Source organism: Carboxylicivirga linearis (assembly GCF_018271995.1).
GTDB lineage: Bacteria > Bacteroidota > Bacteroidia > Bacteroidales > Marinilabiliaceae > Carboxylicivirga > Carboxylicivirga linearis.
Map to the genome: position 1 here is coordinate 40790 of NZ_JAGUCO010000011.1, position 14449 is coordinate 55238.

Here is a 14449-nt window from a genome sequence, read left to right on the forward strand (position 1 = left end):
TATAAAAGGCCGCAAATTGCGGCCTTTGTTTTTATCTCCTAATTCACTCCTATTCAATCCTTAAAACTAATGATTCTAAAGGATCTAGCTCAACGTTAATTATTCCTTTACTTTCGGTAACTTCTAACTCTGATTCGCTCCCATAAAGTTGATCAGTCATAATGTAAAAACTATCCGGCAAATCCCATTCTCCAATTAACTCAGATGGTATTTGTAAATCAAACGATTTTGTCTGCACATCAAAATTAGAAACAACTATCAAATGCTCATCTTCACTCCATCTCGCAAATGAGAATACTTTTGAATCATATCCATTTGAACGATTTCGGTTATAGGAATGAATTTCTTTGTATTCGCCCATCAAAGCTTTGCTATTGGTTGTGAAATTCAATAATCGTTTGTAAAAATCACGTAAATCCTTTTCTGCCGGGGATAATCGTCCTCCATCGAAAGCTCCGTCATTCATCCATCTCTGATGATGGGGTACTCCAATATAATCGAAGATGGAAGTACGCGATGGATCACCAAAACCAGCATCTTCAGCTCCAGGTTCACCCACTTCCTGACCAAAATAAATCATGGTAGGCGAAGTACTGATTAATGCTGAAACCACCATAGCCGGTTTCCCTTTGGCAGCATCACCTGCAAATTCGGGGCTGGCAATTCGCTGCTCATCATGATTCTCCAGAAAATGTAACATATGATGTTCAATATCTTTCAATCCGGTTTGAATAGCCGGAATATTATCGGTAAGCCCATAACCTTGCATCACATGCTTTAATGTATCGTATAATTCCACTTTATCGTAGAGATAATCCATCTTACCTTTGTGGATATACTCTCGATACAATCCGGGATTATACACTTCAGCCAGCAAAAAGGCATCAGGATTAGCATGTTTGATGGATGAATTCATATAACTCCAAAACTCAACCGGAACCATTTCAGCCATATCAAACCTGAAACCATCAATTCCAAAATCAGTCCAGTACAATGCAATATCTCTAAACTTTACCCACGAATCAGGAACCTCTTTACCCTTCCAAAACTGAAAATGATCTTCAGTACTCATTAATTCATAACCGTCAGGAAGTGAATCAAAATCATGCGTTCCATCCGGATGAACTCCATAATTAATTTTCACGGTTTCGTACCAATCATAAAAATGTGGTTGTGCTTTTCTCGATCCGTTACCTGTCCATTTAGCTGGATTTTCATCAAATTTCCCATCAACCATCTGATTTTCTTCCCCTCCCAGTGGTTGATATCCATTTAATGGTTCAGGCACCTCAAACGGTTTTCCAGGGATATAGTAGAAATTGTTATCCACTGCATATTCAACCGATGTATCATCTGCAGCACCAAAATCCTCCACCCCATTAGGATTGTTTAATCCTTCGTAATGACGGGCAACATGGTTAGGTACAATATCTATAATTACCTTCATCCCATGCTGGTGAGTACGTTGAACCAAGGCTTTAAACTCTTGCAAACGATTGGCAGGATCAATAGCCATATCAGGATCTACCTGATAGTAATCCTTTACAGCATAAGGAGAACCGGCTCTTCCCTTCACCACATCCGGATCATCCAATGAAATGCCATATTGTGTGTAATCGGTCACGACTGCATGATGCGGAACACCCGTGTACCAAATATGAGTAACGCCCAAATCTTTAATTTCACTCAGGGCTTTATCTGTAAAATCGTTAAACTTACCTACCCCGTTTTCCTGAATCGTTCCCCAGGGTTTATTGGTTTCGTTGGTATTACCAAACAAACGGGTGAATACCTGATAAACCACTGCTTTGCCTTTAAACTCTTCATCTGTTTTTGAAGGTTGAGTGGCACAGCTAATCAACGTAGCAATAAAAGCTAAAATAAACAGTAATCTGGATTTCATATAAGTGGAATTTAATATTCTGATTCGGGTAAATATCAGGAAGCAAGTTACAAAGCAAAGTCATCAAAAAGAAAAGAATCAAATGGTTATGGAGTCTCTCTACACTCAATAGGATAACACTATATCACTAAAGAACAAACCTTTACCAACTACAAACAGTAACCATTTTTGATCTTTCCTCTGCTGAATAATTCAAAATACAAGATTCGAAAACGTTTTCGGAACGTGGCTAGTATCAAAACTTTATTCTTATTTATGATTAAGATTTGATCCGAATTTTATCAATAAGGTACATTTTAAATGATTATCCTATATTTGCGCTGAATTTTATTTGAAAATAACAACGTTCAAAATATAGAAAGATGAGTAAAGTAATCATCAAAAGTTTCGATGAACTGGAAAAACTAATTGGTAGCGAGCTGGGTATTTCCGAGTATCACCAATTTACACAGGAACAAATTAACCTTTTTGCTGATGCGACATTAGATCACCAATGGATTCATGTTGACGAGGAAAAAGCAAAAGAAGGACCTTTCGGATCAACTATTGCACACGGTTATCTAACAGTATCAATTCTTCCACATCTATGGAATCAGATTGTTGATGTTCAGAACCTAAAAATGCAAGTAAATTATGGTATTGAAAAGTTGAAATTCAATGCTCCGGTGAAAGTAAACGACAAAGTACGTTTGCATGCATGGGTGGTTGATGCTAAAAATCTGAGAGGTGTAACAAAAGCAACCATTGGTATTAAATTGGAAATAGAAGGTGGCCGCAAGCCAGCTTACGAAGGTGAGATTGTTTTCTTATATCACTTCAACGCTTAAGAAAGTATTAATATTATATAGTAAACGGCAGCCAATTGGTTGCCGTTTTTTTATATCCTGAGATTAGGGAACGGTTCTTTATTACCAAATCGTAATTAAAGAACCATTCCTTAAAAATATTTATTTCCACTCCTTCAAAGCTTTTTCCAATCGAATCAAACCTTCTTCCAGTTCAAAGGAAGCTAATGAAATTCTCAGGTATTCGGGCGCTCCAAAAGCTTCTCCCGGAATGACCACCACTCCATTCTCCTCTCCTGCGGTTTGGATGCAGAACTCTTTTACCTTATCACCCAATATTCCTGAAACCTTTGGAAAAATATAAAAGCTCCCTCTAGGCGCATTGTAAGTAATATTCATCTTCTCAAGAAAAGAAACAACCTTGTTTCGGTTTTCAAGTAGGGTTTTATTATAATGTTTAATGGTTTCTTTGGTATCACCTTTTACAATTGGTATGGCAGCCCACTGGTTAGGAGTAGGCGGTGTACTAATAACAGTTGCATTATTTGAGATAATGGCCTTTGCCAATTTTTCGTTTTGAGTAATTACCCACCCCACACGTAAACCTGCCACAGCACCACTTTTTGAGATTCCATCAACCACAATGGTTCTGCTGAAATATTTCGAAAACGAATGAAAGTCCTCGCCATCGTAAACCAGTTGACCATATATCTCATCAGAAATTACATAACCTTCTGTTAGTTTTGACTTCAGTAGATCGGCTAATGCTTGTAACTCTTCATCAGAATAAACTCTACCCGTTGGATTAGATGGTGAATTAAGAATCATCACATCATCCTTTTGCAGCATTGATTCCAGCGATTGCAGGTCAATACTAAAATCATCATATAAAGGATACGTAATTACTTCTAACCCAAATTCTGCTGGTATTTTTTTGTAAATACCGAAATGAATCGATGGAATTAAAACACGTTTAGCGCCCAGTTTTGCGAGCGTTTTTATGCTTGAATAAACAGCATTCTGAACACCAATAGTTATAATAACATTATCGACTGTATACGAACATCCATCTTCATGATGTTGACGATCAGCCACCTCTTTTCGCAATTGTGGCAAACCGGCATTTTGAGTATAACAGGCAGCACCATCATCCCAGCTTTCTGTCATGGCTTGTTTTATTTTGTTATCAACTTCAAAGCCTTTCAACTCGCCCAATCCCAGGCTTATGCCTGTTGCATGTTTTGCCATGTTAACTTGCCTTATTGCAGGTAAAGGAAAATTGGTATTCGCCAAACGCTCATCTATACTCATTTCTTTAATTCTCTTGATTTGGCGCAAAGATAAAAATTAAGATTCTGACAACCACTTTAAACTTAAATTATCATCTTTTGCAGGTATTCATGTTTACTGCAGTTATGTGACTTGAAAATAATCGAAATCAACCATCTACTGACACTTACTAAACATTTTTAAATTATTGTTCATTTTAATATATTGCAATAACCTAATATCCTAGCTATGTATAAATACATTTTCATCTTTGTATTGATTGCAATTTCCAACAACATTTTAAGTCAGAGATTTATCTCACCTCTACAATTTGAATATACAGAGGCAAGTTTCGAAAAAGTTGCTGATTATATTGATTTCGATGTCAACAGAAGCGTCAGTCTGTATGACAAAGATGACAGCTTAACCATCAAAACATTAACCAATTATTCTTGGGAAGCTTTTTATAATCTACTCGTTGCAAGCGATACTTTATTAATCAGACAAATCTCTCAACAAGACCTCAACATTTTGAAATACCAAAGTATCTGGAGCTCTTATTATCATGTAAAGTCCAACGGTATTACCTATTCCTACGGAGACCATAAAAACATTAATTACAGATACCTAACAGAAAGCCTATTGGATGCAGAAAACATTACACTTGACTACTAATATTCTATCTGAACGAATGATAGAAAGTTCAAGTTTTAAGCTCTGTATTATCCATTTTCAAGACATTAAACAGAAGAAGTATCCAGCCTGTTATCATCAATAATCCTCCCAAGGGTGTTATTGGGCCCAAAAATCCCAGAGACATCCCCAAAGTATCGGCCAGGCTTAAAAAGAAAATACTAATTGAAAATAAAAATGTTCCAACTATAAAACTCCACCCCATCGATTTTTGCAAGCGTGTTTGATAATCAAAAACAAAACCAACTATCAGTAATACCAATGCATGAATTATCATATATCGAACACCGGTTTCAAAACTTTGCAATTTATCTACACTCAAAACACTTTTAAGAGCATGAGCGCCCATTGCACCTAAAACAACCGACAAACTTCCGTATACAGAGGCTATTATTAAAACGAATCTTTTCATTCTAAACCATTAAATTAACTTATATGAAGACAATTATTTAGTTGGATAGTTCAGAATATACTATTGATGTTACATTTTCACCTTTACCAAATCCCTGATTTCGAATTGGAGTTCTTTGGAGAAATCAATTTTAAGTGATTCAAATTCTTCGTCCATTACAAACTTATAGCCTTTGATTTTTTGGCTGGGAAGAGGTTTCTTTCCTTTATTGGCTTTATGATAGGCTTTAATTTGTTTACAATCATCACGATTAATTGCTACAAAGCACTCCTGGCTTTGATTTTCGTACATTTCGTAATCGCTCTTTATTGTTCGTAGTATTCCCATTTTTTTAGTATTCATTTTTTTATAATGGGGCTTTGCCCCAAACCCCACCTCATTTTTTGTCTTGACACAAAAAACGGAAGCAAAAAAAGTCAAGACTGCACTTGAAACATTCTCTGAACTTAACACCTCTTAAGTTCGGCCGCGTGATCTTCGAACAAGTTCTCAGCTTCACGGTCTTACTAAAGAGTTGCTACACTTCAGAAAATATTTCAACTGAGGTCATTCTTGGTATTCCATATTTTGTATTTAATCTACAAGATTTCTTCCAATTCGTTCTCATAATCCAATCTTAAATCCTCATGCATTGAGGCCATGGCTTTTGAGATGGCTACTATCTGTCGATCGTATAAATTCTTTAAAACCTTGCTTCGTTTATAGCTCACTTTGCAGGCTCTCATTTGTTTGCAAAAGTGAATCAACAAATCAACCTGCGTGGTTTTCTTACCTGAGTAGCGAATGTATTTTGTCAACATCCGATGCACCCGCTGAACTCCTTTTTTAGCATAATACACAGATGAATAATTGATTGAAGCAAGCTCTTTTTCTATCTCCTCTTTTACTTCTTTTATATAATTGGCCTCGTCATCAGCTTCAAACAAAAGGTAACTCAACAGCTCTTTACTCTCTTTCTTATACTTGGCTAATCGTAATAAGTGATCAACTAAAACCTCTTTGGGCAATCGTTTTAACTCCTTTTTAATTATGCTGATGCTACCTGTTTCTAATGCCATAAATAATTTAGTTTGACAAATATCCTAAGAAATCGAGTTTATCTGATGCAGCCATTCCATTGGGATTACACCCTGGTTTTCCTTCCGGAATATCAATTCCCATTTTCTGATAATGATCAATCCATCCCTGATGATATTCTCCAGTTTCCGGATTTTTAAACGTCATTGGATCCAATACAAATACACTGTCTTGTTCAAAAATTGTATAAACAAACTCTGAGCAATAAAAACCCTCACTTTCCATTATGTAAGTATAATCGTATGGCTGTCCTTTATACTTATTTGCCAGTTCCAAAGCTTCTTCAATTGAGTGGTTGGCAATACCCTTAATTCTGAAATGACCAACAACCACTGAATCTTTTCCATTTCCAGAGGTAAAATCTTCCAAAGATTCACATATAACTCCTTTTTCCGGGGCAGCGTGCCAAACCATAACTTTTCCATCCTTCACTTCAACCACCCCAATATGTGTAAAATGAAAATCATGCCCTGTTTGAGTTACCTCATCAATGGCAGACGACAAACTACCATTGCTTTTCCCTCTAAAAATGATATCTCCATTTTTTAAGTCTGTTGGGGCCTGACAGGCAGTTAAAAGAATTGTCATCAGTAAAATTATAATTCTCATCACTTAAAATCTATTGTAATTTTAATGGGCTTTGTACTAAAATCATTCATCATAAATCGTAACCCTTTCATTGATTTCGATTTTATCTCTGGCAGCCACTTCTCCAGGGGTTTACCTTTTGCTTTTCCTTCCTGATCAATAACCTCCAGAAGCACATCCTTACAATTACTTCGCGATACTCCAATTTTCACCTTTGATGTGCCATCAGGCAATGTCACTTCTTTGATTCTGTTCTGAACATTTAATTCAAATTCCATACTACAAAACAACAGCTTATTATTGGTAAATCGAAATTAATTCAAGTAATACTTCGTAGCAGTCACGCCCTTGAAGCTTGGCTTTTAACCAGGCATAAAACACCGAGGCATGCAAATCTTCTTCGGCAATCGGCTGCCAATCAAACGACTCTTCCACCTCATCATAAAAAATCTCAGATTTAGCTACTTCCGGATCTTCAACAATCTTGCCAATCAGCTTGATAAAAACCTCTACCCGCTCATACTGTTGATGATTTTTGAACAATGCTCTTTGACGCAACAAAGCCCTTACTCTATTGGAAGCAATCTCATAGTGTCCCAACTCAAACTGAATAAAGATATCTAACAAATCTTTTTTAACCACCCACTCTATACCTGCAAACTTGGCACACCACGCATTAGAATGTCCAATGGAAGCCAGCAGTTTTGCGGCCTGTCCATAATCCCGGTTAAAAAAATGATAGATAGATTGATTGAGCTTTAGATTCAGACTTTCTTCCTGTTGAATACTCAACTTCTCAGTAAAATTGGCATCCACAACCCTTATCGCCTCAGCTATTTTCCCCGTAAAAAACAAATTAGCTCCATACAGTTGTGTTAACTTTGGCAACATGCGTGCATATTCAGTTTTAACCAACAAACGCAGAGTTTCTCGTAATATCTTCAAGTATTTAATGGACTCGGCAAATTTCTTATTTCTGAACAATGTATGAGCAACCATATATTGCAAACGAGCCAACATTACACGATTTGACTTTTTTTGAGCTGCTTCTTTATCTATCTGACTGTAATAGCTTACTAGTATGGGTTCGAAATGATAATAATCTTTGTTTGATGCAGCCACACTGCGTAAAATAGACATCAGCTTATAAACAACAGAAGGACGATTCGAAAGGGCTTTATTCAACTGATACTCATCAAAAATCCATTCTACTTCTTTCTCCAAATCCACTTCTTCCTTTGATATTTTGGCCTCTCGATGCAAGTGCTTGATGATTTTGTACGCCGTATCTGCATTTTCATCTTCAACAGCAAGACGTAAATAGTTTTGCTTGCGAACTAATAACTTTCTCAAATCCTGATTGAGATCTTTAAGTGGCATATCCAGTTGGAGACTAATAATATTGTTAGCCAAAGCAAAATGCTCAGCACTCACAGCCATATTTTCAGCTTTTTGCAAATACTTCCAGGCCGTAGTTGTAATATTATGCTCTTTCAGGTAACGAGCCATGCTCACTTGAGCGTTTATCTGTGATTCCAACGTATAATCGTTTCGGATCTGTTTGTGATAAATAAAATCATTCAAATGCTTGTACAACTTCTTACGCAAAGCATGATACGCCTCCTTATTCCCGTCAGGATATAAATGATTGATGATTTCACCTGAATCAGCTTCCTTATTTTTATACAAAAGCTGAAAAAGCTGTAAATCTTTCCGTCCTTCTTTCTTTTTCATCCGATGAATAAAAGCTGAAAAATCACTTACATCATTCTTCGAAAAGGTATTTATTAACTGAACCAACGCATCCATTTACCACCTTTCTAAAGTCCGTTATTATATTTAAATATCACTATTTATTGCGTAATATATAAAATCCATTCATATTTTCAAAAGTCCGTTAGTAATTCATATTGGTTTGATTTCACTAGCAGATCACACCTAAGTTTGTATCGTCAATTAATTTATAACCTAAATTTTTAATCATGATTGACCTGATAAAAAAGCATTGGATTACGTCACTGGGAATTTTGTTTTTGTTTTCGGCATTTACCTATTTCCTGAAAATAGCCTTTGAAAGCGGATGGTTTCCACCTGAGATTCGCGTCCTTTCAGGCTTTACCATTGGAGTGACCTTGCTATTTAGCGGATTTACCTATTACCGCAAAAGCGCTCTTTACACCTATCAGATTCTGTCAGGCTCAGGCATCAGCATTATTTATGCAACCTTTACCTACATTGCCTTTACCGATAATCTGAACTGGCCTTACAATGTAATGCTCATCTCTGTTCTGGCTCTATCAGCCCTAACAACTTTAATCAGCTATAAGTATGAACTGAGAGGTTTAATATTCATTAGTGTGTTGGGAGGTTTACTTTCCCCCATTTTGATGAAAGCCAAGCCCGAGCACGACATGGTTTTGTTTGCATATGTATTGATTCTTAACCTTGGATCGCTTTACGTGAGTATTGCTAAAAAATGGCAGGAATTAAGAGTGATGACCTTTATTGCAACTGTTTTAGTATACGCCACTTACTACATCTATTTCGATCCAACATCATGGGGACGACCATTCTTTTATGCTGCATCATTGTTTATGGTATATATGGCCGGAATCATCTTTGCCTCTCATAAAGAAAAAGATCAGTTTACTGGCTGGAACCTTTATCTGAGCTTGCTGAATGCCATGTTGTTTATCTTCTGGTCGATATTTATTCTGGGTAGTTTCGACATCTCTTTTACCGTGCCTTTGTTGGTGGTTGGTTTCACCTTTATGATTGCATCGGTATTTGTTTACCTTTTATCGGGTAAAAATATCTTTCCCGGGTTGATTTATGTTTGTTTGGGATTGGTCCTTTTCGCCATTTCAGCTGCTAACATCAAACCCATGAGCATCTATGGAATGGAATATGTTGTAACCACTTTACTTTGGTTTATGGTTGTTACAGGTGCTTATACCATCGGACAATTTGTGAAATCATACGAGCTACGTTATGTCAGCTATGCCGCCTGGATGCTGCTAATTATTTATTGGTTTACCGTTGCATGGGATGTTCAATGGATTACCATTTGGGGAATAAAATACATTCCTTTTATTAATGCAGGTGCCTTTACCTGGATGCTACTGGCTAGTTTTGGATTTTACATGGGCAAAAAAGAACAAAAAGAGAATCCGGTATTGAGTAATCTGTTTGCCATTGTATCAAATATTATTTTAGCAGGATTATTTACAATTCAAATCCGAAATATCTGGACTGCCTACGACATTGATCATTTCAGTCGACCATTGGCTATTTCTATTTCATACATTGTATATGCTTTATTGATTTTCCTTTGGGGAGCTCATACTAAAGCCAAGTCTTTCAGAATTATGGGAACCATTGTGATTCTTTTCACTTCGGCTAAAGTATTTTTCTGGGATTTATCAGGAGCTGCTAACATCAGCAAAATGATTTTTCTTATGATTATTGGTGTATTAACCTTGGGTATTGCCTACATAAATAAACGCTGGATAGATAAAGAAGAAACAGAACTTCCAAACCCAATAAAAGAAACAGAGGATAATACTGAAAATGCATAAGCAAGTTAATGGGTTATTTCCTATTTTAGCTAAATACGCAAGACGATTGATTTATTCAGTCGTCTTGCGTATAATAAAAAGCATAAAACTTTTGTTATGGAACATTCAAAATTCAGATGGATACCTTTGTTTATCACCAATTTCTTAGGTGTATTAAACGATAATTATCTGAAATACCTTATATTTTTTATTGGAACAACCTGGTTAGCTGCTGATAAAGAATCAATAATTATATCATTGGCTTCGGGGCTATTTGTTATTCCTTACATCTTATTTTCGCCATTAGCTGGTAAACTGGCCCGCGATCATTCCAAGGCCAGAATTATTCAGAAAGCTAAGCTATTTGAAATCCCAATTATGGCGATTTCTGCAATTGGATTTATATTACACAATGTTCCTATTGCCATGTCTGGTATTTTTCTGATGGGATTGCAAAGTGCGTTATTCTCTCCTGCCAAATACGGAATTATTCGCGACATTGGAGGAAAAGAAGGAATCCCTTACGGTACAGGAGCCATGGAAATGCTAACTTTTATTGGTGTTTTGATCGGAACTTTTGCCGCAGGTGTGGTCTCTGATACCATACAAAATGAAACCTTAGCACCCTATCGCATCGTTATTGTTTGTTCAACCATCATCCTGTTTGCCTTTCTAGGCTGGTTAACCAGTTTAAAAATTCATCCAAAAGAAACGGTACCGGATGAAGAAGCAACATCTTTGAATCCTTTTGTTTTTATAAAAGATTCATTCAAATGGAGCAAACAAGTTAAAGGATTAAACACCGTAATATTTGGATTAGCAACTTTTTGGGCCATTGGCTCATTACTACAAATGAACATTATTCCGCATTGTCGCCAGGTTTTAGAACTATCTGACACTGCCACAGGAACCATTATGGCACTAGTTGCGATAGGCATTGGGGCAGGTTGTTACGTCACGGGAGTGATTTCGAACCATAAATTAAAAATGTATTTAGTTCCGATAGGTGGATTAGGGATGGGAATCAGCGTTACCCTTATATTTTTATTAAATCCGTCAACAACCTTATTTACAATTTTAATTGTACTGACAGCCTTTTTTGCAGGAATTTTTAAAATACCATTAAACTCATTTATTCAATCAAAAGTTGAGGGTAGAAAACTGGGAGTAATTCTAGCTTATAATAACCTCGTTCTATTTACGTTTATTTTAGCATCAGCAGGAATTTTCGGATTAGTGGAATCAGCCACCAACTCTGTTGTTGTTTTTGCAACCATTGCAGGTATAATTTGGATAATTACTCTCATTACCTGGTTGAAAATACCGGGTGCAAAACAATTAAAGGCAGAAGAAGTAGACAATTAGATCATTAGATACTTAGACTTCTAGAATACTGAATGTAGATTTTCTTATAAAAAGTTTTTCTACTGACTTCTGCCCACTGACTAAAAAATATAAAAATGAAACAACATCATCCATTAATTATAAAATTCGCCAGAATATTTTTCAGTTGGTTAAGAGCTATTTTAAGCTTACGCTACACCATTGAAGTTAAAGGTGAAGAGGTATTGAAACAGGATTCTCCTAAACTAATATTGCCCAATCATCAGGCTATAATGGATCCGATTGTTTTGTTTGCTCATTTATATAAATACACAACGGCTGTGCCAGTAGTCACCTCCGGCTATTACGATATGCCGGTAGCCAAAACCATGTTCTCGTCGTGGGGAGCGGTTCGCGTGAGTGATTTGGAAGCAGGCAGCCGTAACACTAATGTTCTGGAAGAGATAGTTAAATCGGTGAATCATGGATTTGAGCTAAAAAAGAATATCGTCATTTACCCAAGTGGTCAGATTGCCACACAGGGATATGAGAAGATTTTGAACAAACAAAGTGCCTATCGGGTAGTTAAAGAACTGCCTCAGGATGTTGAAGTCATTGCAGCACGAATTAGAGGTTTTTGGGGAAGTCGCTGGTCAAAAGCCTGGACGGGTAAATCGCCCAATTTCTTCGGTATGCTTTTGAAAACAATTGGTTTTCTTTTTGTCAATCTGCTATTTTTTATGCCTCGAAGAAAAATTACCATTGAATTTGTAAACGTTTCTGAGCAAACAAAAAGCAATAGTCAATTAGGTAAAAATGAGTTTAATACTTTTCTGGAAGAAACATACAATGTTCATGGAGAAGAACCGGTTAATTATTTAAAAGCACACTTTCTGGCTACAAAACTCAATCGTGATTTACCAGCCAGAATAAAGAATGCATTAAAAAAAGTAAAACACAGAAAACAAGAAACCAAAGAAGACGAAATACCTGCCAACACTTTAAAATTAGTGTGCTTATGCGTGGGAGAAGTTCTGGATATTCCATCAGAACAGATAAAAGAAACGGATTATTTACAGGTTGATCTGGGTGCTGACTCGTTAAATCTGGTTGAAATTTTATCTGAAGTAGAAAACAGCTTCCCTACATTTTCGGCTCCTCAAATAACTGAAATCAGAACTATTACTGATTTATGCATGGCCGCCATGGGAAAGTTTCAAAGTGACTCAGATCTTCCCCAAAGTAATCTGGATAAAGATTTAACTCAGATAGAGAATATTAAAATCAATCCTTACAAAAGTATTTCGGAGTTATTTGTTAGTACTTTCAGTAATAACAAGCAAGATTCGTTTACCTACGATGCCATGTTGGGATCAACCAATCGCAAGGATTTCTTTCTGAAAGCATGCGTTGTTGCTGAACTATTAAAAAATAAAGTACCCGAAAAACATGTTGGTATCATGCTTCCTGCTTTACAAAGTACTACTTTGTTAATTGCAGCCTGCTACCTTTCCGATAAAATACCTGTAATGCTCAACTGGACAGTTGGAAACAAGGTTTTAGAACATTGCATAGAAACAGCAGGGATAAAAAAAATACTTTCAGCAGGATCTTTTATCGACAAGGTAAAAGAAATGCTTCCTGAGAGCATTCATTCTAAAATTATTCTGCTTGAGAAAGAAGTTCCTAATATCAATCTAATCACAAAGCTGAAAGGTGCATTTAAAGCCACCTTTCCAGCATTTACACAAACCAATCAACCCGATGATACTGCTGTAATTCTTTTTACATCAGGAAGTGAGGCTCTGCCCAAAGCTGTGCCCCTATCGCATAAAAATATTGTGAGTGATTTATCTTCTGTTTTTGATATGATTGAGGTTAGCAATAATGAGATCTTCCTTTCCTTCTTGCCTCCTTTTCACAGCTTTGGTTTTACTGTTTTAAGTATTCTACCGCTAATTACAGGAGTAAAGATTGCCTATACTCCAAATCCAACGGATGCACGCGAAGTGTTGAAAATATTGAAACACGTACAAGCCAATGTACTTATTGGAACGCCAGGCTTTCTAAAATTACTTTTATCGCAAGGAACATCTTACTTTTTTAAATCAATTCATTACGCCATATCAGGTGCCGAAGCCATGCCATTAGAAGTAAAAGAAAAATTCGAGAGCATGACTAAGGATGGACTGATATTAGAAGGGTATGGCATTACAGAGTGTTCGCCTGTTATTTCGCTAAACCCGGTAGAAAAACAAAAATTGAATAGTGTTGGTAAGTTACTTCCTGGATTATCAGGTTTGATTATTGATATTGAGACAGGCAAGAAACTGGCAACAGGTGAAACAGGTATGATTTACATCAGTGGTGACAACGTTTTTGGCGGTTACCTTGATCAACCTGAACTAAAACCTTTTAAAACTATCGATGGCAAGCAATATTACAAAACTGGCGACCTGGGTTATATAGATGATGAAGGATACTTGTTTATAACAGGTAGGTTGAAACGATTTATTAAAATTGCCGGTGAGATGATTAGTCTGCCTTTTATCGAGAATATTCTGTTGGAAAAATATGGTGAAGAAGATCAACAGGTGCTGGCAGTGGAAGGAAGCGACAAAGTCTCTCCTGCCGACATTGTATTATTTACAATCAAAGATATTGACCTAATGGAAGCCAATAATTATTTATTAAAAAACGGAGTGGCAGCCATTGCCAAAATCAAACGCATTGAAAAAGTGGATGAGATTCCTTTGTTGGGAACAGGAAAAATTAACTATCGAGTACTAAAGGAAAAAATTGAAAAATAGTCCGAGGCGTTAAGTTCAAATTCCGTCAATCA

General features: G+C 36.5%; 13 protein-coding genes. 5 read left to right on the forward strand and 8 right to left on the reverse strand.

Annotation, left to right across the window (positions count from 1 at the left end):
• Window positions 1-49: 49 nt before the first annotated feature.
• Complete coding sequence (locus KEM10_RS14170; RefSeq protein WP_212216680.1) at window positions 50-1903, reverse strand: alpha-amylase family glycosyl hydrolase; 1854 nt, start codon at window positions 1901-1903, stop codon at window positions 50-52.
• Between the two features lie 362 nt (window positions 1904-2265).
• Between KEM10_RS14170 and KEM10_RS14175 the strand changes: the two genes are divergently transcribed.
• Complete coding sequence (locus KEM10_RS14175) at window positions 2266-2730, forward strand: MaoC family dehydratase (protein WP_212216681.1); 465 nt, start codon at window positions 2266-2268, stop codon at window positions 2728-2730.
• A gap of 120 nt (window positions 2731-2850) precedes the next feature.
• On the opposite strand, the gene KEM10_RS14180 is transcribed toward KEM10_RS14175, so the two are convergent.
• Complete coding sequence (locus KEM10_RS14180) at window positions 2851-4026, reverse strand: pyridoxal phosphate-dependent aminotransferase (protein WP_212216682.1); 1176 nt, start codon at window positions 4024-4026, stop codon at window positions 2851-2853.
• Window positions 4027-4206: 180 nt separating this feature from the next.
• On the opposite strand from KEM10_RS14180, the gene KEM10_RS14185 reads away from it, so the two are divergent.
• Complete coding sequence (locus KEM10_RS14185; RefSeq protein ID WP_212216683.1) at window positions 4207-4632, forward strand: hypothetical protein; 426 nt, start codon at window positions 4207-4209, stop codon at window positions 4630-4632.
• A gap of 28 nt (window positions 4633-4660) precedes the next feature.
• On the opposite strand, the gene KEM10_RS14190 is transcribed toward KEM10_RS14185, so the two are convergent.
• From KEM10_RS14190 to KEM10_RS14215, 6 genes are all read right to left on the reverse strand, one after another.
• Window positions 4661-5062 carry a DUF423 domain-containing protein gene (locus KEM10_RS14190; protein WP_212216684.1) on the reverse strand — a complete coding sequence of 134 codons (402 nt, stop codon included), beginning with the start codon at window positions 5060-5062 and terminating at the stop codon, window positions 4661-4663.
• Between the two features lie 69 nt (window positions 5063-5131).
• Window positions 5132-5404, reverse strand: coding sequence for a hypothetical protein (locus KEM10_RS14195; RefSeq protein WP_212216685.1), 273 nt, complete (start codon window positions 5402-5404; stop codon window positions 5132-5134).
• A gap of 236 nt (window positions 5405-5640) precedes the next feature.
• The gene (locus KEM10_RS14200; protein ID WP_212216686.1) at window positions 5641-6120 is read right to left on the reverse strand and encodes a hypothetical protein; all 480 of its coding nucleotides are present in this window, start codon (window positions 6118-6120) and stop codon (window positions 5641-5643) included.
• Between the two features lie 7 nt (window positions 6121-6127).
• Window positions 6128-6727 carry a YiiX/YebB-like N1pC/P60 family cysteine hydrolase gene (locus KEM10_RS14205; protein WP_212216687.1) on the reverse strand — a complete coding sequence of 200 codons (600 nt, stop codon included), beginning with the start codon at window positions 6725-6727 and terminating at the stop codon, window positions 6128-6130.
• 20 nt (window positions 6728-6747) lie between these two features.
• A complete protein-coding gene (locus KEM10_RS14210) occupies window positions 6748-7005 on the reverse strand; it encodes a hypothetical protein (RefSeq protein ID WP_212216688.1) in 258 nt (85 codons plus the stop codon).
• A 19-nt stretch (window positions 7006-7024) separates the two neighbouring features.
• Window positions 7025-8536 (reverse strand): hypothetical protein, encoded by a 1512-nt coding sequence (locus KEM10_RS14215; RefSeq protein WP_212216689.1) that lies wholly within the window; start codon window positions 8534-8536, stop codon window positions 7025-7027.
• 173 nt (window positions 8537-8709) lie between these two features.
• Between KEM10_RS14215 and KEM10_RS14220 the strand changes: the two genes are divergently transcribed.
• From KEM10_RS14220 to KEM10_RS14230, 3 genes are all read left to right on the forward strand, one after another.
• Window positions 8710-10305, forward strand: coding sequence for a DUF2339 domain-containing protein (locus KEM10_RS14220; RefSeq protein ID WP_212216690.1), 1596 nt, complete (start codon window positions 8710-8712; stop codon window positions 10303-10305).
• 96 nt (window positions 10306-10401) lie between these two features.
• Window positions 10402-11649: an MFS transporter gene (locus tag KEM10_RS14225; RefSeq protein WP_212216691.1), complete on the forward strand. Its 1248-nt coding sequence runs from the start codon at window positions 10402-10404 to the stop codon at window positions 11647-11649.
• 95 nt (window positions 11650-11744) lie between these two features.
• Window positions 11745-14417 carry an AMP-binding protein gene (locus KEM10_RS14230; RefSeq protein WP_212216692.1) on the forward strand — a complete coding sequence of 891 codons (2673 nt, stop codon included), beginning with the start codon at window positions 11745-11747 and terminating at the stop codon, window positions 14415-14417.
• Window positions 14418-14449: the final 32 nt, after the last annotated feature.

Coding starts and splice junctions, on each gene's coding strand:
- KEM10_RS14195 (WP_212216685.1), bottom strand. CDS start 5,404: ATGAATACTAAAAAAATGGGAATACTACGAACAATAAAGAGCGATTAC.
- KEM10_RS14210 (WP_212216688.1), bottom strand. CDS start 7,005: ATGGAATTTGAATTAAATGTTCAGAACAGAATCAAAGAAGTGACATTG.
- KEM10_RS14215 (WP_212216689.1), bottom strand. CDS start 8,536: ATGGATGCGTTGGTTCAGTTAATAAATACCTTTTCGAAGAATGATGTA.
- KEM10_RS14220 (WP_212216690.1), top strand. CDS start 8,710: ATGATTGACCTGATAAAAAAGCATTGGATTACGTCACTGGGAATTTTG.
- KEM10_RS14205 (WP_212216687.1), bottom strand. CDS start 6,727: ATGACAATTCTTTTAACTGCCTGTCAGGCCCCAACAGACTTAAAAAAT.
- KEM10_RS14225 (WP_212216691.1), top strand. CDS start 10,402: ATGGAACATTCAAAATTCAGATGGATACCTTTGTTTATCACCAATTTC.
- KEM10_RS14185 (WP_212216683.1), top strand. CDS start 4,207: ATGTATAAATACATTTTCATCTTTGTATTGATTGCAATTTCCAACAAC.
- KEM10_RS14170 (WP_212216680.1), bottom strand. CDS start 1,903: ATGAAATCCAGATTACTGTTTATTTTAGCTTTTATTGCTACGTTGATT.
- KEM10_RS14200 (WP_212216686.1), bottom strand. CDS start 6,120: ATGGCATTAGAAACAGGTAGCATCAGCATAATTAAAAAGGAGTTAAAA.
- KEM10_RS14230 (WP_212216692.1), top strand. CDS start 11,745: ATGAAACAACATCATCCATTAATTATAAAATTCGCCAGAATATTTTTC.
- KEM10_RS14175 (WP_212216681.1), top strand. CDS start 2,266: ATGAGTAAAGTAATCATCAAAAGTTTCGATGAACTGGAAAAACTAATT.
- KEM10_RS14190 (WP_212216684.1), bottom strand. CDS start 5,062: ATGAAAAGATTCGTTTTAATAATAGCCTCTGTATACGGAAGTTTGTCG.